Annotated in this window: 20 protein-coding genes; 9 read left to right on the top strand and 11 right to left on the bottom strand. The window is 50.3% G+C overall.

The window, feature by feature from the left end; all coding sequences use genetic code 11:
- Positions 1-17 precede the first annotated feature (17 nt).
- Both yihA and HF324_RS33550 read left to right on the top strand, forming a co-directional pair.
- Positions 18-485: a ribosome biogenesis GTP-binding protein YihA/YsxC gene (gene yihA / locus HF324_RS04930; protein WP_258539426.1), complete on the top strand. Its 468-nt coding sequence runs from the start codon at positions 18-20 to the stop codon at positions 483-485.
- Positions 482-625, top strand: coding sequence for a hypothetical protein (locus tag HF324_RS33550; protein ID WP_258539427.1), 144 nt, complete (start codon positions 482-484; stop codon positions 623-625). The genes yihA and HF324_RS33550 overlap by 4 nt, the downstream gene beginning before the upstream one ends.
- A gap of 183 nt (positions 626-808) precedes the next feature.
- On the opposite strand, the gene HF324_RS04935 is transcribed toward HF324_RS33550, so the two are convergent.
- The 8 genes from HF324_RS04935 to HF324_RS04970 all read right to left on the bottom strand — a co-directional run bounded on the left by HF324_RS04935 (position 809) and on the right by HF324_RS04970 (position 11,512).
- Positions 809-1,282, bottom strand: a complete 474-nt coding sequence (locus HF324_RS04935; protein ID WP_078668930.1) for a ribonuclease H-like YkuK family protein — start codon at positions 1,280-1,282, stop codon at positions 809-811.
- A gap of 211 nt (positions 1,283-1,493) precedes the next feature.
- On the bottom strand, positions 1,494-1,871 hold the full coding sequence (locus HF324_RS04940; RefSeq protein WP_168810050.1) for a CoA-binding protein: 378 nt from the start codon (positions 1,869-1,871) through the stop codon (positions 1,494-1,496).
- An 18-nt stretch (positions 1,872-1,889) separates the two neighbouring features.
- Positions 1,890-2,837, bottom strand: coding sequence for a TIGR01777 family oxidoreductase (locus tag HF324_RS04945; RefSeq protein WP_168862045.1), 948 nt, complete (start codon positions 2,835-2,837; stop codon positions 1,890-1,892).
- A 64-nt stretch (positions 2,838-2,901) separates the two neighbouring features.
- Positions 2,902-3,408, bottom strand: coding sequence for a GbsR/MarR family transcriptional regulator (locus tag HF324_RS04950; protein WP_168810055.1), 507 nt, complete (start codon positions 3,406-3,408; stop codon positions 2,902-2,904).
- A 755-nt stretch (positions 3,409-4,163) separates the two neighbouring features.
- Positions 4,164-5,795: a pyruvate dehydrogenase complex dihydrolipoamide acetyltransferase gene (locus HF324_RS04955; RefSeq protein WP_168862046.1), complete on the bottom strand. Its 1,632-nt coding sequence runs from the start codon at positions 5,793-5,795 to the stop codon at positions 4,164-4,166.
- 117 nt (positions 5,796-5,912) lie between these two features.
- On the bottom strand, positions 5,913-7,931 hold the full coding sequence (locus tag HF324_RS04960) for a DNA polymerase III subunit gamma/tau (RefSeq protein WP_168862047.1): 2,019 nt from the start codon (positions 7,929-7,931) through the stop codon (positions 5,913-5,915).
- A gap of 83 nt (positions 7,932-8,014) precedes the next feature.
- On the bottom strand, positions 8,015-10,123 hold the full coding sequence (locus HF324_RS04965; protein ID WP_168810061.1) for a M48 family metallopeptidase: 2,109 nt from the start codon (positions 10,121-10,123) through the stop codon (positions 8,015-8,017).
- A gap of 222 nt (positions 10,124-10,345) precedes the next feature.
- Positions 10,346-11,512 carry a hypothetical protein gene (locus tag HF324_RS04970; protein ID WP_168810063.1) on the bottom strand — a complete coding sequence of 389 codons (1,167 nt, stop codon included), beginning with the start codon at positions 11,510-11,512 and terminating at the stop codon, positions 10,346-10,348.
- A gap of 73 nt (positions 11,513-11,585) precedes the next feature.
- Between HF324_RS04970 and HF324_RS04975 the strand changes: the two genes are divergently transcribed.
- Both HF324_RS04975 and HF324_RS04980 read left to right on the top strand, forming a co-directional pair.
- Positions 11,586-12,203, top strand: a complete 618-nt coding sequence (locus HF324_RS04975) for a hypothetical protein (RefSeq protein WP_168810065.1) — start codon at positions 11,586-11,588, stop codon at positions 12,201-12,203.
- A gap of 9 nt (positions 12,204-12,212) precedes the next feature.
- Positions 12,213-12,728 (top strand): GNAT family N-acetyltransferase, encoded by a 516-nt coding sequence (locus HF324_RS04980; RefSeq protein ID WP_168862048.1) that lies wholly within the window; start codon positions 12,213-12,215, stop codon positions 12,726-12,728.
- Here the strand turns inward: HF324_RS04980 and HF324_RS04985 are convergent.
- Positions 12,725-14,167: a DUF6600 domain-containing protein gene (locus HF324_RS04985; RefSeq protein WP_168862049.1), complete on the bottom strand. Its 1,443-nt coding sequence runs from the start codon at positions 14,165-14,167 to the stop codon at positions 12,725-12,727. The genes HF324_RS04980 and HF324_RS04985 overlap by 4 nt on opposite strands.
- Positions 14,168-14,569: 402 nt before the next feature.
- Here HF324_RS04985 and HF324_RS04990 point away from each other — a divergent pair, with 402 nt between their 5' ends.
- Positions 14,570-15,415, top strand: coding sequence for a DUF4349 domain-containing protein (locus HF324_RS04990; protein WP_168810070.1), 846 nt, complete (start codon positions 14,570-14,572; stop codon positions 15,413-15,415).
- A gap of 143 nt (positions 15,416-15,558) precedes the next feature.
- Here HF324_RS04990 and HF324_RS04995 read toward each other — a convergent pair whose 3' ends face one another.
- Positions 15,559-16,791, bottom strand: coding sequence for a purple acid phosphatase family protein (locus HF324_RS04995; RefSeq protein WP_220101273.1), 1,233 nt, complete (start codon positions 16,789-16,791; stop codon positions 15,559-15,561).
- Between the two features lie 343 nt (positions 16,792-17,134).
- Here HF324_RS04995 and atpD point away from each other — a divergent pair, with 343 nt between their 5' ends.
- Positions 17,135-18,637 (top strand): F0F1 ATP synthase subunit beta, encoded by a 1,503-nt coding sequence (gene atpD / locus HF324_RS05000; RefSeq protein WP_168810072.1) that lies wholly within the window; start codon positions 17,135-17,137, stop codon positions 18,635-18,637.
- A 50-nt stretch (positions 18,638-18,687) separates the two neighbouring features.
- Complete coding sequence (gene atpC, locus HF324_RS05005; protein WP_168810074.1) at positions 18,688-18,945, top strand: ATP synthase F1 subunit epsilon; 258 nt, start codon at positions 18,688-18,690, stop codon at positions 18,943-18,945.
- 517 nt (positions 18,946-19,462) lie between these two features.
- On the opposite strand, the gene HF324_RS05010 is transcribed toward atpC, so the two are convergent.
- Positions 19,463-20,020, bottom strand: coding sequence for a YqgE/AlgH family protein (locus HF324_RS05010; RefSeq protein ID WP_258539431.1), 558 nt, complete (start codon positions 20,018-20,020; stop codon positions 19,463-19,465).
- Positions 20,021-20,475: 455 nt separating this feature from the next.
- Between HF324_RS05010 and HF324_RS05015 the strand changes: the two genes are divergently transcribed.
- Both HF324_RS05015 and HF324_RS05020 read left to right on the top strand, forming a co-directional pair.
- Positions 20,476-21,843, top strand: a complete 1,368-nt coding sequence (locus HF324_RS05015) for a sensor histidine kinase (RefSeq protein ID WP_168810078.1) — start codon at positions 20,476-20,478, stop codon at positions 21,841-21,843.
- Between the two features lie 16 nt (positions 21,844-21,859).
- A complete protein-coding gene (locus tag HF324_RS05020) occupies positions 21,860-22,672 on the top strand; it encodes a HesA/MoeB/ThiF family protein (protein ID WP_168810080.1) in 813 nt (270 codons plus the stop codon).
- Positions 22,673-22,683: the final 11 nt, after the last annotated feature.

Genomic DNA, 22,683 nt, shown 5'->3' on the forward strand with positions numbered 1-22,683 from the left:
TGGAACAAAACAATATCATGGTTATTAAATCTGCAGAATATCTGATCAGCAGCCCCGACTGGGAAAAATGCCCCGCGCCGAACATGCCGGAATATGCTTTCATAGGCCGGTCCAATGTGGGGAAGTCTTCCCTGATCAATGTTTTGGCCAACAATGAAAAACTGGCCAAAACATCCGGTACGCCCGGAAAAACGGTGATGATCAACCATTTTATCGTCAACAAAGAATGGTACCTGGTGGACCTGCCCGGATACGGCTTCGCTAAAAGGAGCATGTCGCAGCGCAGACAGTGGGAGCAGATGATCGAAAACTACCTGCGTAAAAGGACCAACCTTGTCACCATCTTCGTGCTGATCGACAGCCGTCACAGCCCGCAGAAAATCGACATTGATTTTATTAACCAGTTGGGGAATGGAACATCCCTTTCAGCCTCGTGTTCACCAAAGCGGATAAAAGCACGCAGGCGGAAGTCAGCCGTAACGTGAAATCGTTCCTGAATAAAATGCGGGAGACCTGGGAGTTCCTGCCGCCTCACTTCGTTACTTCCACGGTTAAAAAATCCGGTCGCGATGCGATCCTGGGCTACATCGAAGAATTGAATGCACAATTCCGGGCTATCGCCTGATCAGCTGCATTGTAAAATATGCCGGGCCTGACGTTTATACAATAACGTTAGGCTTTTTTTATGGTCAAAGGGGCCGGAAAACAGGTGGTAAATCGGTTGGGTTAGGGGGAGACAACCACATGGCGTGCGGGACACGTCAAAATTTGAGGCAGATACAATTTACTTTCAGGTGGGAGACCTTGCTTAATTTACAATTTTATTGGCGCAGCTGCTGCTGGCGAAGGCCTCCGGCTTTGCTTTGAAGGCGAAGCCCATACCAAGGATATAGCCCATCGCTTCCCGGAGGGCCAGGTTGCTTTTGAACTGCGGATTGGTATTGATATCGGCGTGTACTTCCATGTCTACGTCATATTCGGTAAACAGGTCGCACAGTTCGTACGCAATTTCAATACTTTTGGCCACTTCCACCAGCATACGCTCCTTGATGGAATAACAATCCTTGGTTTTCTCATTGTGGATAAACATAAATCCGCCATGACCTTCCCGAAGGAAGACGATCACCGTAGCGAATTCGGTATCCAGTCCTTTTACCTGGGAATCCGTGCCTATGCAAACCTTCAGGCGATAACCCCGGGCGGTTTCCCGGATGATGGCCTGCCGCACTTCTTCCTTGACCGGAAGGTGGATAACCTCTCCATTAAATCTTCTCCATTGCATAAAATATATATTAAAGGGTGAACATGCAATTGTGTCGGATAGGATATTGCCAGCCAGATGAAGTAATGCCAAGCTATTTGGGTCAACAAGATGGAATCAGTCCATTGGGGGTTAAACGGCAAACATATATTTATCGAATATACGAAAAGCTGCCGGTTATTTGCCAACAGCTTTCCATTATATTTTTTTTCGGGAGATGTGTACCTGCGGATTAATACTGTCCGGTGCTCAACAGCACGAGGGTGCAGGCTTCCTGCGGCTTGATATTGTGCTGCCGCGCCAGTTCCTCCAGTTCATCGTTTTCGGTTCCGGGATTAAATATAATGCGCCGGGGCCGCAGCTGCAGGATATAGTCATAATACTCTTTCTGCAGGAGCGGGTTCATATATAAAGTCACGGTGTCTACATTTTCCAGGGGGGGATGTGCTGTAATGATGGGCACTTCTCCGATGGCGGCGGCTCTTTTACCGATAGCGACCACCGGGTGGCCGTGAGCGGTCAGCCGGTTCACCGCCAGGTAGCTGTATCGTTCCGGATTGGGCGATGCGCCCAGCACAACTGTCAGTTTCTTATCGTTGGTGGTTTCCATGTACCTAAGGTACGAATTTCAAAACAAGTGGTAAGCGCTTCGGGGCATATGGGCCAGGATGTCGGGGAAGGCTGTTTCCAGGACAGGGTACTGAAAAACAAAGCCTTCCTGCAGGGCACGGGTGGGCAGTACCCACCTGCTTTTCAGCAGCAGCTCTGTTTCGGTGCCGATGAGCGCAGCGCCGATGCTCAGCAGGGGTGCCGGTGCCGGCAGTCCGAACAGATGGCCGGCAGTCTTACGGAGCAACCGCATAAAGGTGCGGTTAGGCACAGGGTGCGGGGAAGTGCAGTTATATACGCCGCTGGCATTGTCATTGTCGTACAACCAGTTGATCATGCGGCATACATCGTTGATATGTACCCAGGTAAACATCTGCCGGCCGCTGCCCTGATGGCCGCCCAGCCCGAATTTTACAAGATTCAGGTAGGGATGCATCACACCGCCGGGCTGCCATCCCAGGGTAACGCCTATACGCAGAATAGCTTTCCGTGTATGCTGCAGCGTTATCCCGTTAAAAGCCGCCTCCCAGCGCTTGCATACCTGCACGGAAAAGTCGTTGGCTATTTCTCCGGTAAATTCGTCCATCGGGCGGTCTTCCGCATGCCGGTAAATGGTGGCGCTGGCCGCGTTGACCCACAGCCGCGGTGGCTTTTCCAGCGTTTGCACCACTTCGCCCAGGATAAGGGTAGCGTCTGTGCGGCTGTTAAAGATGGCCTGCCGGTTGGCGTCATTATAGCGGCAGTTGACGCTCTTGCCGGTCAGGTTGATCAGCAGATCTGCACCTTCCAACGCAACGGCCCAGTCCCCACGGGTGCGGCCGTCCCACGTCATATACTGTACCCGGCCGCTGGCCGGCAGCGGCCGGCGGGTCAGTATCACAATATCGTTGTCTTCCCCGAAATATTCCACAAGGCCCTGCCCGATGAAACCTGTGCCGCCGGCGATGATGATGCGCTTGTTTTTCATTTTTTATTATTTTATAGTTCAGAACTTTCAGTAAATATTGAAATATAATAGCAAAAAAATAAGCCTACTTGATAAGCTTAAGCAGGCTGCTGTAAAACCAGTTCTCTTCCGATTTAATGAAAGCGCTGATGGTTTTATCGGTTTGCTGGGCAAACTTGTTGATATTGGAAATGGAATCCTTGAAAGCTTTCAGCTCTCTGTCTTTGGGATCACCCTCCGCCTGTTGCAGTTGCAACAATACTTTCATAATAGGGTCCAGCTCCCGTTTTTTCCTTTCGCGGGCAATATAAGTGGCTACTTTCCAGATATCTTTTTCCGCCACAAAAAACTCCTTGCGCTCTCCAGGGATCAGTACACGTTCCACCAGCCCCCAGTTGATCAGTTCCCGCACGTTCATATTGGTATTACCACGGGAAATATTCAACTCCGCCATAATATCATCGGCGCTCAACGGGTCAGGCATCACCAGCAATAACGCATGGATCTGGGCCATAGTGCGGTTGATACCCCATTGTGCTCCCAGTGATCCCCAGGTTTGAATAAACTGCGCTTTTGCATCCGCTAAATTCATGTAGGTTCTGATTTTGTTGTGCGTCAAAAATACACCAAGTTTTTGAACTTTCAAAAGTTTATGAAACAAAATATGTGAAACGGGTGGCGTCCCGGTTTTTCGTTGCTGGGTCCGGAGGCAGTTTGTCGGTCTGGAAGTAGCTTACAGGTTAGGGAAGTGCTGATCATGACGTGATACACTGTGCAATCGGGTTGTTGGCTACCGGGAAACGGCTTATTAATCTGGAAGGCATGTTGTTGGTTACAGGAAATTGTTCTTTGATCTGAAAGCAGGTTGTTGGTTACAGGAAACTGGTTGTTGGCCTGGAGACAGGTTGCAGGTCTGAATGCAGCTTTTAGGTTAGGGAAATAGGTTGTTAGCTACCGGGAAACGGTTATTAATCTGGAAAGCATGTTGTTGGTTACAGGAAATTGTTTTTTGATCTGAAAGCAGGTGGTTGGTTACAGGTAACCTGATTGTTAATCAGGAAAGCGGGTGGCTGACCACAAGAAAATTGAATGCTGACCATTTTACCATTTGCGGAAAAACAGCCTGAATAACATCGTTGCCCCGGGCGTGAGCCCGGGGAGGGGGATCAGGGGGACCAGAGGGAATCCAGAGGGAATCCAGGGGGGATCAGGGAATCCAGGGGGAACCCAGGGAAGAACCCAGAGGGGAACCAGGAAGAAACCAGGCCCTCCTGGCCCCAAAAAACAAAGACCGAAGCATTGCTTCGGTCTTCATTTATATTCATAATAAACAAATGCTGTCGGGAACTACACCAGCATGGTTACCGGATTTTCCAGGTAAGTCTTCAGGGTAGCGAGGAAACGGGCGCCTACGGCTCCGTCCACGCTTCTGTGGTCGCAGCTGAGGGTCAGTTTCATGATATTGGCGATTTTCACCTGGCCTTTTTCCACGATAGCGGTTTCTTTAATGCCGCCTACAGCGAGGATAGCAGAATCCGGCGGGTTGATGATGGCAGTGAACTCGTCGATGCCCAGCATACCCAGGTTGGAAACGGTGAAAGTGTTACCGGTAAAGTCCTGTGGCTGCAGTTTTTTGTTTTTGGCTTTGTCGTACAGGCCTTTGGCTTCACCGGCGATCTGGCTCAGTGTTTTCTGGTCTGCAAAACGGATAACCGGTACAATCAGGCCGTCTTCGATCGCTACGGCGGAACCGATATGTACGTGCTGGTTGTGACGGATAAAGTCGCCCATCCAGCTGCTGTTGACATCCGGATGCTGACGCAGTGCCAGGGCGCAGGCCTTGATCACCATGTCGTTGAAGGAGATTTTCACCGGAGACACCTCGTTAATTGCTTTACGGGCATCCATGGCTTTATCCATATTCACATCTATTTTCAGGTAGAAGTGAGGCGCAGTGAATTTGCTTTCGCTCAGGCGTTTGGCGATCACTTTACGCATCTGTGTGAGCGGCGTATCGGTGTAACCTTCCTGGCCGGCAGGTACGAAAGCAGGTGCTGATGGGGCAGCAGCGCCGGTTTTGGCGGCGGGGGCTGCAGCCGGTACGAAGTTGTCCACATCTTTTTTCACGATACGGCCGTTGTCGCCGGAACCGGCAACCTGGTTGATATCGATACCTTTTTCGGCAGCCAGCTTACGTGCCAGCGGAGATGCTTTCACGCGGCCATCGGAAGAAGCGGCGGCAGCGGGCGCTTCGGCAGGTGCAGCGGCGCTGGTGGCAGCGGGAGCAGCGGCTTCAGCCGGAGCTGCTTTGGCAGGAGCAGCGTTCTCGCCCGCCAGGATTGCGTCCACATTAGTGCCCGGTTTACCCACGATAGCGATAATGCCGTTTACCTTGGCGGCTTCTCCTTCTTTTACGCCAACATACAGCAGTGTACCATCCGCATAACCCACCACTTCCATGGTAGCCTTGTCGGTTTCTACTTCTGCCAGTACGTCGTCACTTTTTACTACGTCGCCTACTTTTTTATTCCAGGCAACTATCTTTCCTTCTGTCATCGTATCGCTCAGCAGCGGCATACGGATAACAGACGCGTTTTTCAGTGCTTCTTTTAATGCAGCATCATCAGCAGCAGGCGCGGCGGCGGCCGGTGCAGCTTGTGGTGCCGGTGCAGCGGCTTGCTGGGCAGGTGCCGCAGCTGTATCGCCGGAATTTCCTTCCAGCAAAGGCTTATAATCTTCGCCTGGTTTACCAACAATGGCAATAATACCATTCACTTTGGCTGCTTTGCCTTTTTCCACACCAATGTACAGTAACGTGCCCTCTACGTAGCCTATTACTTCCATCGTCGCCTTGTCCGTCTCCACTTCAGCAATAACATCGTCTGCCTTTACTTGATCGCCCACCTTTTTATGCCATTCCGCAATCACCCCTTCCGTCATCGTATCACTCAGGAGGGGCATTCTGATAACTTCTGCCATAGTGTTTATTAAAAATTTTGCTCAAACCTACATGTTTTTGCGCAAAAACGCAAAGAAGGAATGCTAATCGGTTTAAAAATGTCTAATGATCGTTAAGATATAATAAGTAAAACGCAATTAAAAATCCAGCTCCATATTAAGCCGGTCTTTTAACTCTTTTACCAGCGGATATTTCTCCGACATATGCTGGAATTGTTCCCTGCTGGAGAGCGGTGCCGGTCCCAGGTCCTGTACCTGCTGGCTCTCGTCCAGCTGAAGGGTCAGCACAAGGGTCGGATTATTGAATTTCTGCTTGAAAAACTCGGAAATCGCCATTTTCTCCTCTTCCATAAACCGGTGCTGCACAATGTTGCGGCTCACAATACCTATCTCGGTCGCACCCAGCAATTTCAACACTGCCAGCGCCAGGTTGCTCACCACGGTCATTTTGTTGGCCTGGCGGAACCGGTCAATGAACTCCTCCCAGTAAACTTCCAGGGCGCCTGCTGTCAGCGGAATGCTCTGTACCTGCGCATTCGTCTGCTGTTTGGCGGCCAGCGCTTCTTTCATCGCTGCCAGCCCGGTCAGCTTGCTGGCCGGCGCGGCTGGTTTGGCGGCTGTGGCGGCGCCAGCCTGACTGCCGGTGGCATATGCCGTCGCCTGTGTGTTTGGCGTGGCCACGGGCGCAGCGCCAGCGGCTGCCGGAGCAGGACGGGCAGGTGCGGCCGTGTTATCAGAAATAGGAGTACTGCTGGCAGATGCGCCGTTGGCCGGATGCCCGGCAGGCGCTCCGGTATTCATCCCGGCAGCGGCGGTGTTGGCTGCCTGGCCGGGATTGCCCGCGGCCGGCGCTGGCGCCTGGGCCTGAACAGCAGCTGCAGGAGTGCTGTCTACAGTCAGCCGCGCCGTTTCGGGCGATTGGGCCGCTATACTGGCAGTGGTAGCCGGTTTGGCGGCCACGGGCTGCGGGCCCGGGGCTCTTAACCGCTGTGGTGGCGTACCGTCAGCTACCAGCTTTTTTTTTAATACCTCTCCGTTGTTATCGTCACTCACAAGGCTGACAGCCTGCTGCAGGTAACAAAGCTTGATCAGCGCCATCTCCACATGCAGGCGTTTGTTGCGGGCCAACCGGTAGTTGATCTCCGTCTCATTGAGCAGGTGAAGGGCGGTAATCAGGTAAGCCGGGCTGATTTTACCGGATAATTGTTTATACCGGTCTTTCAGGTTGCCGGACACTTCTACCAGGTGAAAAGCTTTCTCCTCCTTACTGAGCAACAGGTTGCGCAGGAATTCGGCCCAGCCGTTCAGGAAGTTGTCCCCCTCAAACCCTTTCTGTAAAATTTCATCAAATATTAACAGCGCGGTAGACACGTCCTGCTGTAACACGGTGTCCATGATCCGGAAGAAATAATCGTAATCCAGGATGTTCAGGTGCTCCAGCGTATTCTGATAGGTAAGGTGCCCGCTGGTAAAACTCACGATTTTGTCCAGCGTGCTCAGCGAATCGCGCATGCAGCCGTCCGTCTTCTGGGCTACCAGGTGAAGGGCGTCGGCATCTGCCTGGATATGCTCTTTCTCACAGATCTCTTTCAGGTGGTCTACCGTATCCTGTATGGTAATACGTTTAAAGTCAAATATCTGGCACCGGCTGAGAATCGTCGGTAATATCTTGTGCTTCTCCGTGGTGGCCAGGATAAAGATCGCATAGGAAGGCGGCTCCTCCAGCGTTTTCAGGAACGCATTGAAGGCAGATGAACTCAGCATGTGCACCTCATCTATGATATAGATCTTGTATTTGCCGGCCTGTGGCGAAAAACGGACCTGCTCCACCAACGTCCGGATATCGTCTACCGAGTTGTTGGAAGCGGCATCCAGCTCATGGATGTTGAAGGAACTGCCCTCGTTGAAGGATTTACAGGAATGACATTCATTACAGGCTTCCCCGTCCGGCTGGAGGTTCTCACAGTTAATGGTTTTAGCCAGAATACGGGCACAGGTGGTTTTCCCTACTCCGCGTGGCCCGCAGAACAGGAAAGCGTGCGCCAGCTGATTATTGCGGATGGCATTCTTGAGCGTGGTGGTGATATGTGCTTGTCCTACAACTGTTGAAAAGTTCTGTGGACGGTATTTACGGGCTGAAACGATAAAATTCTCCATATGACTGCAACGCTTTCGCGAGCGTCGAAAATACGCACAAATTCAGTAAGAGAAAAATAGAAGCCACCAGTGCGGCTTTTGACTCAGCCTTCGGGCTCCATGGTCAGCAAAAACTCCAGGAAGGATTTGCGCAGCAGGATATTGCTGTTATTGTACTGCTCCATCACTGTGGAAATGATCTCGTGCAACTCCTGCAAGGCCACATAATCCGGTACCTGGTCCTGCATAAAAATACAGTCCTGCGCGGCAAACCGTTGTACTTTATCATACACTTCCGGGGAAAGGCAACTGGTATACCCGGGTGAGGTGGTGACCTCATGCAGCAACCGCCGGAATTTCCAGCACTCGGCCCGCAGCTCTTCCATCCACGGCTCCAGCATGGCAATGGCGTCATGCCCGGTATTGAAAACCTGGCTGATAGCATGGATAACCCTGATCACCTGGTCGTTCAACCGGTTGGCAAACTCCTGGTGTATCAGTATCTGCTGGTACCGGGTGATCAGCAGGCGCACTGCCTCCGGCCCCTTTTCCTGCGCCCGCTGGTAGTGATAGGAATACGCCAGCTGGTCGTGTTGCTGCAGCCAGCGCTGTTCTTCCGCTACCTGTCCGGCCAGTTTCCGGGCCAGCTCCCGGGCGTCGGAAGCTTTCTGCGGCTGCCCGTCAAACTCAAAGACACGGGTCTGAAACTGCCCCGTGGCAATGGCCTGCAATGTTTCTACGTCCTGCTTGTCGCGGTAATAACTCCTGATCCGCCATACCACGTCCGGATGATACAGCTGCGCCATACCGGTAACGCCGGTGACAGACAGGGCCCGCTCACCTTCCGTAGTAACAGCAGTAAACGCGCGGTTATCATAATAATCATGGAACGCGGCAGGATATTCGTACAGGCGGTGCCGGCGGGTGATCGCCGCCACAAACTCGGCAGGACTGATCATGTCGCCGCTGCATCCCGGCGACAACACATCGTATACCTGCCGGGTGCTTTGTTCCTGTAACAGCTCAGGGTTGTTGAACAATTGCCATGCGCTGGCGGTAACCTGCGCGCAACGGATACCGGCAGCGAGATAACGCTGCTCCCGGTCTTCCCGCGTAGGATGTGTGGTCCATTGTTCCCGCAGCTGTACCCTGCTTTTCAGAAAAGTGTGGAAATAACTGTCGGGTATCAGGGGCAGCCCCGCCGTGTCGGTCTCCAGGAGGTTCTGCCGGGCATAATAATCGATGACGGCACGGTGAACATGGAAGATATTCCTGAAGCGCTGCCCGCCGGTTTCCAGGTCAGACAGCTTATGCATACAGTGGTCCAGGCAATAAGTGCCCATCTCCACCCGGCGACCGCCACTCACAGCGGCTTCGGTGCCTGCCAGCGATACCGCCAGCGCATCTGCCTGAAATTCCATTTCCCGGCTCAGCTCAAGATATTGCCGGTTGATAAGCCGGTAAACTTTACGAAGCAAAAACAGGATGCTGTTGACCACCATGGTGGTCACATGAGCGAGAAATCCTGCCAGGCCGCCATTACTGCTCCATCGCATGGCGAGATCGTTCCAGCTGTCGTTCTCATACAGCATATTATACAGGATTTTATTCCACATATAAGCATAGCTGCCGAATTTCATGCTCCGCCTGGAGAAATGTGCAAACTCCTGCGCCAGCACCATTTTAAACTCGCTGATATTGACACTGTTCACCAGCCCCAGCCCGATTTCCAGGTTCATCCGTGCGGGCCATAGCAAATTAAAAAAGCTGGCGTTGTAAAAAACAGAAACATTTACCTCGGGCACCACAAACACTTTCTCCGGAAAACGGATACGGGTTTCCTGTACCAGCTTCGAGATAAAATCAAATAACCGGGGATGATCGTCAGCATCGATAGGGGCACGATAAGGATTTACCGGCGGGCGCCGGTAAAAGAGAAACCGGACCAGCAAAAACAGTATCAGGCCGCCCAGTATGATCAATACAGGGCCGGCAATAAACGTAAAGATACCGGGATAATATCCGGTAAGGGCTATACCGGCTGTAACAAAAGCTGCGCCCAGCGCTACGGCTGTCAACAATACCAATGCGTACAACAGAAAAAAGAGCAATATAAATCCAATCACTTTTACTATCTGTAGCCTAAACGCTGCCGTGGGTTGAAAGACCGCGGGATCTTTAATCCCTGGACTTGCAGGATATAAGTTGGTCATAACAAAACATCAGGTTAAATACGATAGTCGCTGCAAAAGGGATTTAAATATAACCAATATTCAGGGATTTATTGCCGGTGGCGGCGGTGCCGGATATTGATATGATGTTTCCGGAAGGGGTGCTGTGGCGGGGAAGGAGGCGAAAGAGAAATGTAAAGTTGTCATGCGGGGGCTAAAAAAGCCCGGCGCTTTTTTGGCTGCCGGGCTATATCGTTTAGCACATTATTCCAATATCGGATGCCTTTCTACCGGCATATTAGGATCAAACATATAACGGTAGGTGGTCAGTTTCCTGGAAGGGGTAGCGCCCAGGCTGGCTGCCACATTCAGCATACGGGGATTGAAATCGCCGATCCACTGCATTTCATATGATTCGTAAGGCATGCTCCTGGGTTGTATCACCTTGGCGCCCTCCACGATAAGATAAGCATCCACACCTTTGCTCTGGAATTCCGGAACAACGCCGAAAATGATGCCCACCATCTTATGACACTGCCTGGTCAGCTTCATCCAGAGAAAAATCAGCTTGCCCCACCAGTTCATTTTCCCGTTCATGTGTTTGATGTACTGGTTCAGGTCCGGCAGGTTAAGCCATATAGCTATCGGCTCGTCCTTGTAATAGGCAAACCAGGCGATCTTCTCATCCATCAATGGTTTCATTTGGTTGAAAAGATTCAGTACCTGTCCTTTGTTCATTTCCTTTCCGCCTGCATGCTGGGCCCAGGCCTTATTGTAGACAATGCTGAAATCCTGGGCGAACTTCTCCAGCTGGTTCTTTTTAATATGCCGCGCGGTAAAATCCGGGTCCTGGCTAATGGCAGCATGACGGGAGTAGAACTTGTCCGCCAGCGCACCCCGGGAACCCATGCCATAACAAATCTGGTTAAAGAACAGCCGGAAGCCATAGGTCTCGAACAACCGGATATAATAGGGCGGGTTGAAGTTCATGCTGTATAAGGGTTCATGGTAACCTTCTGTCAGCAGCCCCCACCAGTTGTTACGCTCGCCGAAGTTGATGGGGCCATCCATGGCGCCCATCCCTCTCTCCTGTAACCATTGTTTGGCCGTGTTGAATAAGAGGTTGGCCGCCTCCTGGTTGTCTATACAGTCAAAGAAGCCCATACCGCCCACTTTCACTTTATCGCCTTTATTGGTATACTTCCTGTTGACAAATGCGGCCACTCTGCCGATCAGGTTGCCCTGCTGGTCTTTCATGATCCACCGTGCACACTCCCCAAAACGGAACGCTTTGTTCTTCTCAGGGTCAAAAACAGCTTCAATGTCCTTGTCCAGTGGTCTGATCCATCCGGGTACGTCCTTGTTTAACCTGATGTGTACTGCTAGAAACTCCGCCGCTTTTCGGGCATTGTCAACTAAAATCAATTCCATGGATACTATTTGTGCAAATTTGCGCAAAAATAAGAAAAACAGCCGTTGGCATTATTTTTTCTGCTGATATCTTATGAAGCGAAACTATATCTTCCCGCTAATCCTGTGTATATTCACCATTATCCTCGCATTGGGCTATTGCCGGCAGCAAACGGAAGTAAGAAGAGTACTGACGGAAAACCAACGGCTGTGGAACGAAAACCGCGACCTGCGCAAAAGCCTGGAACAAAGTAATAACATAAGCCGTCAGATCGATGACCGCCAGGCCGTTCAACAGCGGGTGGCGGGGCAGTTTGTGGAAAGACGGGCCTATTACCGCCGCAACTGGCAGCAGTTTATCACCGTTACCACCAGCGATTATCGCACCGGCTTCCTGGGGGGCATCAAAAACCTTAGCATCACCGTCCGTAATCAAACAGAATATCCGGTAGACAATGCAGTGGTAACGGTGCAGTATATGCGCAATAACGGAGAGGTGTTCAAAACGGAACAATACACTATCAATAATATCCCCGAGAAAAGTGAGCGCAGCGTGGCTGCCTCCAACAGCCGCAAGGGCAGCAAGGTAAATGTGAAACTGGTGAGCATTACCAGTCAGGCCATGAATTTCTGCTGGGCCGCCGGCAAACCCGCGCCGGCCGGTAACCCCGACCCGTTTGAATGCGTGCCCTCCCCGCCGAAGAATCCTTAACTTTGGCGCATGATCACATTACAACAGGTAGCCATCCCCGGTGAAGCCATAAAAGAACTGTATGAAGAAGCTTTCCCCTATGAAGAAAGAAGGGACTGGCCGGTGGTACTGTCGCTGCTGGACAGCGGTAAACTGAAAATGCTGCGGCTGGAAAAAGCAGGGGCTTTCGCCGGATTTGTCTGTTACTGGCCTTTACCGGACTACACTTTTGTAGAATACCTGGCCATCCATGCATCTGCCCGGGGCGGTGGCATCGGTACACATATCATGGGAGAACTGGAAAAACGTTTTGCCCCGCTGGTGCTGGAAGTAGAACCGCCGCTTACGGAGCAGGCGAAACGCCGCATCGTTTTTTATGAAAGACTGGGCTATCAGGCTTTTGATCAACCCTATTACCAGCCTCCTTACCACGAAGGACTCCAGCCGCTGGAACTGCGCTTAATGCAGAAAGGTTCCACCCATGACGGTGAAACCTTTCTGAAAATAAGAAATCAGATTTATCGTTTTGTTTACAACATCAGTTAACCTCTTCTGACCCTTTCTCCGTTGCCACTGCCGCCGCCGTTACCGCCACCGGATTCTCCGCCGCGGGAAGGACGGGACTGTTGCTGCTGTTGTTGTTGCTGTTGTTGCCTTTGCATTTGCTCCTGTTGCTGGCGTTGTGCCCTCTCCATCTGTTGTTGCTGTTGCTGCTGCTGGCGCATCTGCTGCTGTTGCTGTTCACGCTGTGCCCTTTGCTGTTGTGCCCTTTGCTGTTGTTCCATTTGCTGTTGCCTCATCTGCTGATCGCGCTGCATCTGCTGTTCACGTTGTATCCTCTGCTGTTGTTGCTGTTGTTGCTGTTGTTGCTGTTGTTCCTGCTGCTGCTGGCGGATCTGTTGCTGTTGCTGGTCACGCTGTGCCCTTTGCTGTTGTTCCATCTGCTGCTGTTGCCTGATCTGCTGATCGCGCTGCATCTGCTGGTCCCGTTGTATCCTTTGTTGTTGCTGCTGTTGTTGTATCTGTTGCTGTTGTATCTGTTGCTGATTGTTGTTCGGTACTCTGGACGGACGATCGTATCCGGGCTGAACACCGCCGCGGTTATTGGTGTTGTTATTATTGCTATTGCCGTTGTTATAGTTCGGCTCACGGGAAACACGGCCGCTGTTGTTGTTATTGTTATTTCCGTTGTTGAAATTTCCGTTGTTGCCATTATTACCGTTTACTACGCGGCTGGGCCTTCCGGCGTCGCCTCTGTTGAGAGAGGAAGCATCGGGACGGAAAATCTGCAACTGGTTGTTTTGTATCCTGCCTGCGCCGGGTCTGTCGCTATTGGCTACTCTCACAGGTCTTACGCTGCTGCCGGTATAACGCTCCACTTCCCGTACGTTAGGTCCTCTGGATATTCTGCCATTACCATAGTTATTGTTGATAATGGTAGTGTTATTGATGATGGTGGTGTTCCGGCTGTTGTTAATATAGTAATTGTTGATCTGCCGGCTGCCGATATATCTCCTGGGAACGAAGGCCCAGTAGGAAGTCGGCATATTGTAGGATGAGGGGCCCATCGGCGCCCATCCGTAATAATCTCCTCCACTTCTCCAGTCTACCCATGCCGGACCCCACTCGTTGCCGGGTATCCACATCCATCCATACATGCCGTCAAACATCCAGCGGCCGTAGTGGAAAGCTGCCCATCCCCAGGAATAGTCAGACATCCAGGTCCATCCGTAATCGGTGTAAACCCAGTGCCCGCCGGTGTAATAAGGACGAAAGTCCGGTCCCGCGTTAGGTATCCAAACCTGGCTGTAGCCGGGGTAATTCACCCAGCGGCCGTAGGGACTCAATTCATCATAGAAGGAAATAGAAGCCCCCACCTGTACCTGTGGCCCCGGGCTGTAGGCCGAATAGGTGCTGGCGCAGCTGCCCAGGAAGAAGGATATAAGTAAAAGAGATAATCCTGTGTTTTTAATTAATCTGTTCATACTCCTGTTTTTTAGTCCTGATTGGTTTCGCTGTTATTAGACTTTGCGGAGATTCTATGGCTTGTTTTTACGTGTTCCGGTTTATACTTCAATGATCTGCTACCAGTGTCGTGTGGTGTTTCAAACGCGGTCTAAATGCAGTTAGTCATTAAGGCGAAATGTTAAACAAAATTGTTAAAATTTTTATAACGCCTTTTCGCTGCAGATAGAGCGTTATAACCGCTATCAGGCAAAAATGATTCCAATTTATTTACCTAAATCTAAGTCATACTGGTACAATGTTTTAGGAATTGCGTATTATTGCTGTGTGAATGATTTTCCTAATGTAAGATTTTGTTTAACTGTCAATGCCCCCTTGTCATATTTTTGAATGCTTTTTTTTACCCAAAAACCTATAATTCCATGTCTGTTTTGCCAACGTTGAAGTATAAACGAATTTTCACCTGGCTGGTCCTTGTATTCGTGGTCATGTTCCTGTTCCGTCTGTTATACGGCTATAAGTATTCTCCAAGGGATGAAAATGTCAGTCAGAGCGAGAGTTTCCTCTCGCAGATACAGCAAAAGAACTATGCCTCTGAGAGAAAAGTACAGATGAAACCAGACGCAGCCCCGATCCCCACAGCTTCCAGTCAGAAATATGAAAAAGTGGCGTATGTGAAGTCCCGTTCCGCCAGCTTTACGGAAGATGAAAAGCAATTGCACGGCACCATCCGCCGCTTTGGTGCGATTATTCAGTATCAACAGGAATCGGGCAATAAAGGCAACCGTGATCTGCGGCTGCTGATCGGCGTATCGCCGGAGAAATTCGATTCCTGCTATTATGCGGTCCAGAAAATCGGGACCATCAGATCTACCAGCATCACCAAAGTGGATAAGACAAACGAATACCGGAAGCTCAATGCCAGCAAGGTATCTATGGAGAAAAACCTGGCGTCGCTGAACAGCCTCACTTCTCAGCCCGGTAAGATTGACGAACGTATACTGCTGCACGAAAGAATTGCAGAAGTGGAACGGCAGCTGCAGGAGCTGGGCGTGGAACTGGGCAACTTCGATGAAGAAAATGAGTTTTGCACCATACAGTTCAGTATGTATGAAGGCGCGGCGTTGCAGGGCATTCCCTTCTACTCACGGTTGAAAACAGCACTCGAGTGGACCGTGAAATATTATGTAATGCTGATGGCCGGTCTGTGCCTGGCATCGCTGGGCGCCTGGCTGTTGCTGAAAGTACTGACCATGATAAAAACGTGATCATTTACGGATTTTGGGATTTACGGATTTTGGAATTGCTGCATTGATAAAAGCGAAGACCGGAGGGATTAAAATCCGCTCCGGTCTTCGCTTTTATCGATCTCAAAATCCGTAAATCAAAAAATCCGTAAATCCCAAAATCCCTAAACGGTGTACTCGCCGACTTTAGTTCCGTCATCGCGCAGCATAGTGAGGGTCAGCTGTTGTTGATCGGCTTTTATTTTGATCAGGGTGCGTTTGCCTTCCTGGGGGCCTCCGCCGATGATCAGCGGGTAGTTATGCTGACCGGCGACCGGGGCATGCACGCCATAGGTGTGGGTATGGCCGCATACGAGCAGGTCTATTTTGTATTTGTTGAACAGCGGGCCGAAGAGCTGGCGGCAGTGGGAAGCGCCATGCCAGTCGCCGCCATGATAGTGCGGGATGTGCATCAGCACCACTTTATGCTTCGCCTTTTTATATGCCGGGCTTTGCAGTTGTTTTTCCAGCCAGCGCGCCTGTTCTTCGCGGTAGTTGTCGAAGTCGGCGATGCCTGCGTATACTGGCGCGCTGTCTTCCTTGTCTTCCCCGGTGTCCAGCACGATGGCGTGTACAGGTCCCCAGGTAAAGGAGAAATAGCTGCCATGGCCCGGGTTGTCGAAGTACTGATGCCATTCGCGGGCGTATTTGCCGCGGGTTTCGTGGTTACCTCTTACATACATAAAAGGCTTCTGTGTGGAAAAAGAGTCGCCGCAGGGGAAGAGCAGGTGGTCAATGATCTGTTGTTCGCCGGACTGATAGTCGAACATATCGCCGTTGAAGAACACAAAATCATAGTGGTCGTTGCCGTTGAGGCCCATCAGGTGGGGGATGGACTTGGGACGGTCATGAATATCGTTGAGCATGAGCCAGGATACTTCTTTCGCCTGCGAGTCGGGCGCAGTGAAAGTGTAGGTGTCGCTGGCGAGGGTGTTGCCGTAAGTAAGTTTATAGGGCTGGAAGTCGGTGATTTCTTTGGAAAGCACGCGGTAGCTGTATTGTTTGCCGGGTTCGAGGTGCGGCAGTTCTATGCGATGGAGTTTGTTATTGGCGTCTACCAGGCCTTTTGTTACGCTGTGGGCTTTCTGATTGAGCTGGCCGTGGGTGCCGTATTCCACCCAGCTGTAGCAGGGGCGGGAGGTGAGCCACATGACCGTGATAGCGTCTGGTGCGGGCATTTGGAGGTAAGGTTTGCAAAGGAAGGCATGGGCGGGTTCATCCGTAAGGGCGGTAGTGGTGTCTGTTTTACGGGCGGCGCCGGCAGCGAGGGGCGCCAGGCCGGTCACGCCCAGCAGTCCCGCTTTGGACAGGTTGCCCAGGAAGCTGCGGCGGGACAGTTCATTGTTCATTTTTTTCATATTATAGTCAGATATATGTGAGGAATCGCTAAAAATAGTTAGCAATAAAAGAAAAGCACATTATTTTTATATGAACGGAGGAGGGAGCGGAATGGAAAAGGGAAGGGAAGTTATAAATATTGAAAAATCTATATTTGATACATTCCGCGTTGTCTGGCTGCGAATCTGGCTGTTGATAACTGAAAACAACCTGTAAATTGAGGCCTAAAAAGGTTTTTTTTCCTCAATAGCTTTTTGATTTTCCCCCATTTACTATTACCTTTGCGCCAAATTTTAGAAACGATTCCTGGTAATCGTTTTTGAGGAAATAACTTTTTAGTATTTTATAAACCTCTTTAAAAATATGCCTAACACAGGTAAGATCAAACAAATTATCGGTCCCGTGGTGGACGTGCACTTTGATGACAAATTGCCCGAAATCTACAACGCATTGGAAATTACCCGCGAAAATGGTCAGAAAGTAGTATTGGAAGTACAACAGCACCTGGGTGAAGACAGTGTACGTTGCGTGGCAATGGACTCCACTGATGGTATGGTTCGCGGAATGGCCGTAGTGGACAAAGGTGCACCGATCAAAATGCCAATTGGCGACCAGGTGAAAGGACGTTTGTTCAATGTGGTAGGTGAGGCTATCGACGGTCTGGGTGATATCGCTACTGACAACGGTTATCCCATTCACCGCCAGCCGCCTAAATTTGAGGATCTGGCTACCGATACCGAAGTACTGTTCACCGGTATTAAAGTAATCGACCTGATCGAGCCTTATGCAAAAGGTGGTAAAATCGGTCTGTTCGGTGGTGCGGGTGTAGGCAAAACCGTATTGATCCAGGAGCTGATCAACAACATCGCAAAAGGTTACGAAGGTCTGTCCGTATTTGCCGGCGTGGGTGAGCGTACCCGTGAAGGTAATGACCTGATGCGTGAAATGATCGAAGCCAACATCGTAAAATATGGCGATAAGTTCAAGGAATCCATGGAACATGGTAACTGGGACGTAGCCGCTGTAGATAAAGAATTACTGAAACAGTCACAGGCTACCTTCGTGTTCGGTCAGATGAACGAGCCTCCCGGAGCCCGTGCACGCGTGGCCCTGTCCGGTCTGACCCTGGCGGAATACTTCCGTGATGGTGACGGCTCTGCAGGTGGCGGCCGTGATATCCTGTTCTTCGTGGACAACATCTTCCGTTTCACCCAGGCAGGTTCCGAAGTATCCGCGCTGTTAGGCCGTATGCCTTCTGCGGTGGGTTACCAGCCAACCCTGGCTACTGAGATGGGCCTGATGCAGGAACGTATCACTTCCACCAAAAACGGTTCCATTACCTCCGTACAGGCGGTATACGTACCTGCGGATGACTTGACCGACCCTGCTCCGGCAACTACCTTCTCCCACCTGGATGCTACCACCGTACTGGATCGTAAAATCTCCGACCTTGGTATCTACCCTGCGGTGAGCCCGCTGGATTCTACTTCCCGTATCCTCACCCCGGCTATCGTGGGTGAAGCACACTACAACTGTGCACAACGTGTGAAACAAATCCTGCAGCGCTATAAAGAATTACAGGACATCATCGCCATCCTCGGCCTGGACGAGCTGAGCGACGAAGATAAACTGACGGTTTCCCGCGCCCGCCGCGTACAACGTTTCCTGTCACAGCCTTTCCACGTGGCAGAACAGTTTACCGGTCTGAAAGGTGTACTGGTACCGATCGAAGAAACCATCCGTGGCTTCAACATGATCATGGACGGTGAAGTGGACGAATATCCTGAAGCAGCCTTCAACCTCGTAGGTTCTATCGATCAGGCTATTGAAAAAGGTAAGAAATTACTGGAAGCAGCTAATAACTAATCCGAATGGTCCTCCGGGACCATTTACCAATCACCATTCACGATCATAACATGCTATTAGAAGTATTAACACCAGAAAGAAAATTATATGCAGGCGAAGTGTACGGCGTACAACTGCCCGGCATTGATGGTTCTTTTGAAATACTGGATAAACATGCGCCCTTAATCGCAGCGCTCGGAAATGGTAAAATGAAAGTGCTGAAAGATAAAAACCACAGCGAATTCTTTACTATCACCGGCGGCTTCGTGGAAGTGCTGCGCAACAAGGCTACTGTGCTCGTAGAAGGTGCAGTGGCAATAGGAAAATAACATATACTCCAGTAGTTATATATCATTTAACGGACAGGCCGGGTAAGATTACCCGGCCTTCGTTTTGTCCTAACTATTCCAATCTTAGAAGACCCGTCGAATAAGGTAAGAGTACCCTCCGGGATTTCCGCTAATTCTCACTTCTGTACAATACATCCCCGCAGGCCCCGCATTGCTGCCGGACCGCGGTTAGGTACGTACATCCATGAGCAGCCCTTTCACAGGCTGTGTATATTACCTAATGAATAATGCGCTTATTACTGTTGATATAATTCTTCCTATCGTTGTCTCAGGTAAATTCGGGCGTCTTTCTGTGAAGGTGCAATGTTTTTCATAGGTAGCCTTCATAGGTGTATTCTATCGGTTGTTCCTTACCTGGACTATAACGGGTTATTTTGTGTTGTTACTTTAGCAAGATATTTAATTTGTTGCAAAAAAAGTCATTCCTTTTTGTTCATTTTTGCACAAATAGCCTCTCCTGAAACACATCTGCTTCGCTTTCAGAATATTAGAAAATTTAATTTAATGAAGGATCGATGGGGAAATTTGCCATCATGGCGAAATTACTGCCAAGATTTCTCAATGCCTGCTGCCATATTTGCTGCTCCCGCGATTCAAATACCAGCGCCGGCGTGCTCTCGGAAGGTATCCACGATTTCTCCCGCAGCTCTTCCTCCAGCTGGCCGGTGGTCCAGCCGGAATAACCAATGAAAAATTTGATCTTCTGCAAATCCAGCGCCCCCTGGTTCAACAACTCCACCACATCGTCGAACCGGCCGCCCCAGTACACGCCCGGCACCACCTGCACCCCTCCCTGGATCTGATCGGGCAACTGATGCAGAAAATGGATCGTGTCTACCTGTACCGGCCCCCCGTAATAAACCGGGATGCCCGGATAAATAACGTCAGGGATCAAACTGTCCAGGGTCTGGTCAAATAACCTGTTGATAACGAAGCCAAAACTGCCCTTCTCATCGTTCTCACACACAAAAATCACCGTACGGGCAAAATTGGGATCTTTCAGAAACGGATCGGCTATAAGCAAAATACCGGGCGCCAGACTAACCATATGCATACGTTTTGATCTCTAACCAAATTTAATTAATTGATTACAAAGCAGGAAAGAAATAAAAGGAAAAAGAGACCAGTTAGGAAGGATAACAAAACTCATTGAAAAAGAAGGAAATAAAAAAAGGAGGCTAGATAACCTCCTTACCATTTTATCAACCAAAATCTAAATCGCTTATGGAACGAATCCACGTCGATGTATGTAGAAAGTTTAATTACTTTGTTATAATTGTTACTAATCAAATTTAGTACCAATTCTGTAAAGCAAAGGTAAGGAAAGTCGCATTAATAAAATCAGACATCCCCCGTTAAAATTACGTTAAAGTAATATTGTATTGATGTTAAGACGCCTCGCTGCCTTTGTAACTATTTAATTTTGTATCATAGTTGCTATAGCAAATATCTTTTTTAACAATGTTTAATATGTCAGGTTAAGTATATTTAAGGCCTGAGCAGAATTTCATGATACCACTAAAGAAAATTTTTCCTGTAATCGTCGTCCTGATCACGTTGTCCCTGCTGGGCATTATCTACATCCAGGTAAGCTGGATCAAAAGTGCCATCGCCATCAAAAAAGAACAACGGGTGGAACAGTCCACCAAAATGATCAGCGAAGTACAGAACGAGATGCTGGCGGCCCGGCAAACGTACGCCATGTTTCGTTTCGACAAAAGAGAACCGTCAACCGTCAAAGGCTTCGGTCTCGATGTCACCAAAGCGGAAGTGTACCTGCCGCCCATGAGTGAGGTATACACCAATCCGCAGAAATTAAGGAAACTCATCCAGGATAAAATGAGGAGTAATCACCTCGATTCGGCGCGTTTTGAATTCGCCATCCTCACCCCGATCCAGGGTATCGGCTCCCAACCCAGGGTGCATTCGGCCAATTTTGAAGCCGCCTACCGCGAAAACGTGGAAGACAGCGCCAGTGAAAGGAAACGGTACCATATTACCTACATCATGCTGGACGAACTGAATAACCTCGGTCCACAGACCGAAACCCTCATGATCATCATGCCGGCGGTAGACGATTCCATCGCCCGGCAACTGGGGATCATGATCACCGGCAGTATCCTGTTCACCATCATCATCATTACCGCATTTGCCCTGACCGTTCGCACTCTGCTGAACCAGAAAAAACTGTCGGAAATAAAATCGGATTTCATCAACAACATGACCCACGAACTAAAAACGCCCCTGGCTACCATCTCGCTGGCCATCGACGCCATCGGGAATGAAAAAGTGATGAACAACACCGAAAAAATCCGCTACTTCTCCGGTATCATCAAAGAAGAAAACAAAAGGATGAACAAACAGGTGGAGAGCATCCTGCAATCGGCCCTCCTGGAAAAAGACGAGATAGGCCTGAAACTGCAGGCGATGGACGTACATGACGTCATCCGTAACACCACCGACAACCTGCAGCTGCAGCTGGAATCCAAAAACGGCGTGGTGGACCTTCAGCTGGATGCTATCAACCCGGTGATCATGGCAGACGATGTGCATTTCTCTAATGTGGTGTTCAACCTGCTGGACAACGCCATCAAATACTCCAACGAAAACCTGGAAGTCAAAATACAAACCTATAATACACGCAAAAGCCTGTTTATCATCATCTCCGACAATGGTATCGGTATGACCCGGGATACAATTTCCCGTATCTTTGAAAAATTCTACCGCGCCCACACCGGAAACGTGCACAACGTAAAAGGTTTCGGCCTCGGCCTCACCTATGTAAAGGCCATCGTAGACGCCCACAAGGGAAAAATAAAAGTGGAAAGCACCGTAGGGAAAGGCAGTAAGTTCACCCTCGAGTTTCCTCAGGAATAGATAAAAGATCCAGCGTATGACATTAAGTGAAAAAGAACTGCAGCATTTTAAGTATCCTATCGCTGTGCCGGGCGTAGGCATAGACATGCAGGATAAACTGAAAAACGCCCGCGTACTGGTAGTAGGCGCCGGTGGCCTCGGCAGCCCCGTGATGCAATACCTCAGCGCCAGCGGCGTTGGCGTCATCGGCATCGCCGACTATGGCGTGATCAATGATGAAGACATGCACCGTCAGCCGGTGTATCAAATGCAGGATATCCGCAAACATAAAGCGAAAATGGCTGCCAGCAGGCTGTGGGCGGTCAACCCGTACACCAAACACTACCCGATGCTGGTGCAGGCCAAACCGGAGAATATCGCCCTGTTGCTGCCCGGCTTCGACCTGGTGATCGATTGCACCCAGCACCAGCCTACGCACCTTCTGCTCAACGACGCCTGCGTGAAACACGACCTCCCGCTGGTGATCGGCGAAGTACACAACTGGCAGGCATGGTACGGTGGTTTTAACATACTGATGCCCGATGGCAGCAGGTCCGCCACCTATCGCTGCGCCCTGCCGCTCACGGAAGAATACCGCAACTTCGACGCCGGCGCGCTGGGCGCCACCCATGGTGCCACCGGCATGCATATCGTGCTTGAAGTGATCAAATACCTGATGGACGTGCCCGGCGGCCTCGCCGGTAAATTATACGGCGTCGACTATCTTCATAACCTCACCACCGTTCACGAACTCACCGTCAATGCCGAAGTGCTGGAAAATACCCGCACCGCCGGTATTCTTACGGCAGATGAATACGGGCTGGAGATCGTACCGGACGTAGAAGACTAAACTGTGATGGT

Origin of the sequence: Chitinophaga oryzae, from assembly GCF_012516375.2 — a bacterium.
Taxonomy (GTDB): Bacteria; Bacteroidota; Bacteroidia; order Chitinophagales; family Chitinophagaceae; genus Chitinophaga; species Chitinophaga oryzae.

Bases quoted from the DNA above. Each gene is read 5' to 3' on its own strand.
- HF324_RS05010 (WP_258539431.1), bottom strand. From the start codon at position 20,020: ATGCATATGGTTAGTCTGGCGCCCGGTATTTTGCTTATAGCCGATCCG.
- HF324_RS04990 (WP_168810070.1), top strand. From the start codon at position 14,570: ATGTCTGTTTTGCCAACGTTGAAGTATAAACGAATTTTCACCTGGCTG.
- HF324_RS05020 (WP_168810080.1), top strand. From the start codon at position 21,860: ATGACATTAAGTGAAAAAGAACTGCAGCATTTTAAGTATCCTATCGCT.
- HF324_RS04960 (WP_168862047.1), bottom strand. From the start codon at position 7,931: ATGGAGAATTTTATCGTTTCAGCCCGTAAATACCGTCCACAGAACTTT.
- yihA (WP_258539426.1), top strand. From the start codon at position 18: ATGGTTATTAAATCTGCAGAATATCTGATCAGCAGCCCCGACTGGGAA.
- HF324_RS04995 (WP_220101273.1), bottom strand. From the start codon at position 16,791: ATGAAAAAAATGAACAATGAACTGTCCCGCCGCAGCTTCCTGGGCAAC.
- HF324_RS04955 (WP_168862046.1), bottom strand. From the start codon at position 5,795: ATGGCAGAAGTTATCAGAATGCCCCTCCTGAGTGATACGATGACGGAA.
- HF324_RS04975 (WP_168810065.1), top strand. From the start codon at position 11,586: ATGAAGCGAAACTATATCTTCCCGCTAATCCTGTGTATATTCACCATT.
- atpC (WP_168810074.1), top strand. From the start codon at position 18,688: ATGCTATTAGAAGTATTAACACCAGAAAGAAAATTATATGCAGGCGAA.
- HF324_RS04985 (WP_168862049.1), bottom strand. From the start codon at position 14,167: ATGAACAGATTAATTAAAAACACAGGATTATCTCTTTTACTTATATCC.
- HF324_RS04970 (WP_168810063.1), bottom strand. From the start codon at position 11,512: ATGGAATTGATTTTAGTTGACAATGCCCGAAAAGCGGCGGAGTTTCTA.
- HF324_RS04980 (WP_168862048.1), top strand. From the start codon at position 12,213: ATGATCACATTACAACAGGTAGCCATCCCCGGTGAAGCCATAAAAGAA.
- HF324_RS04940 (WP_168810050.1), bottom strand. From the start codon at position 1,871: ATGGAAACCACCAACGATAAGAAACTGACAGTTGTGCTGGGCGCATCG.
- HF324_RS05015 (WP_168810078.1), top strand. From the start codon at position 20,476: ATGATACCACTAAAGAAAATTTTTCCTGTAATCGTCGTCCTGATCACG.
- atpD (WP_168810072.1), top strand. From the start codon at position 17,135: ATGCCTAACACAGGTAAGATCAAACAAATTATCGGTCCCGTGGTGGAC.
- HF324_RS04935 (WP_078668930.1), bottom strand. From the start codon at position 1,282: ATGCAATGGAGAAGATTTAATGGAGAGGTTATCCACCTTCCGGTCAAG.
- HF324_RS04950 (WP_168810055.1), bottom strand. From the start codon at position 3,408: ATGAATTTAGCGGATGCAAAAGCGCAGTTTATTCAAACCTGGGGATCA.
- HF324_RS04945 (WP_168862045.1), bottom strand. From the start codon at position 2,837: ATGAAAAACAAGCGCATCATCATCGCCGGCGGCACAGGTTTCATCGGG.
- HF324_RS04965 (WP_168810061.1), bottom strand. From the start codon at position 10,123: ATGACCAACTTATATCCTGCAAGTCCAGGGATTAAAGATCCCGCGGTC.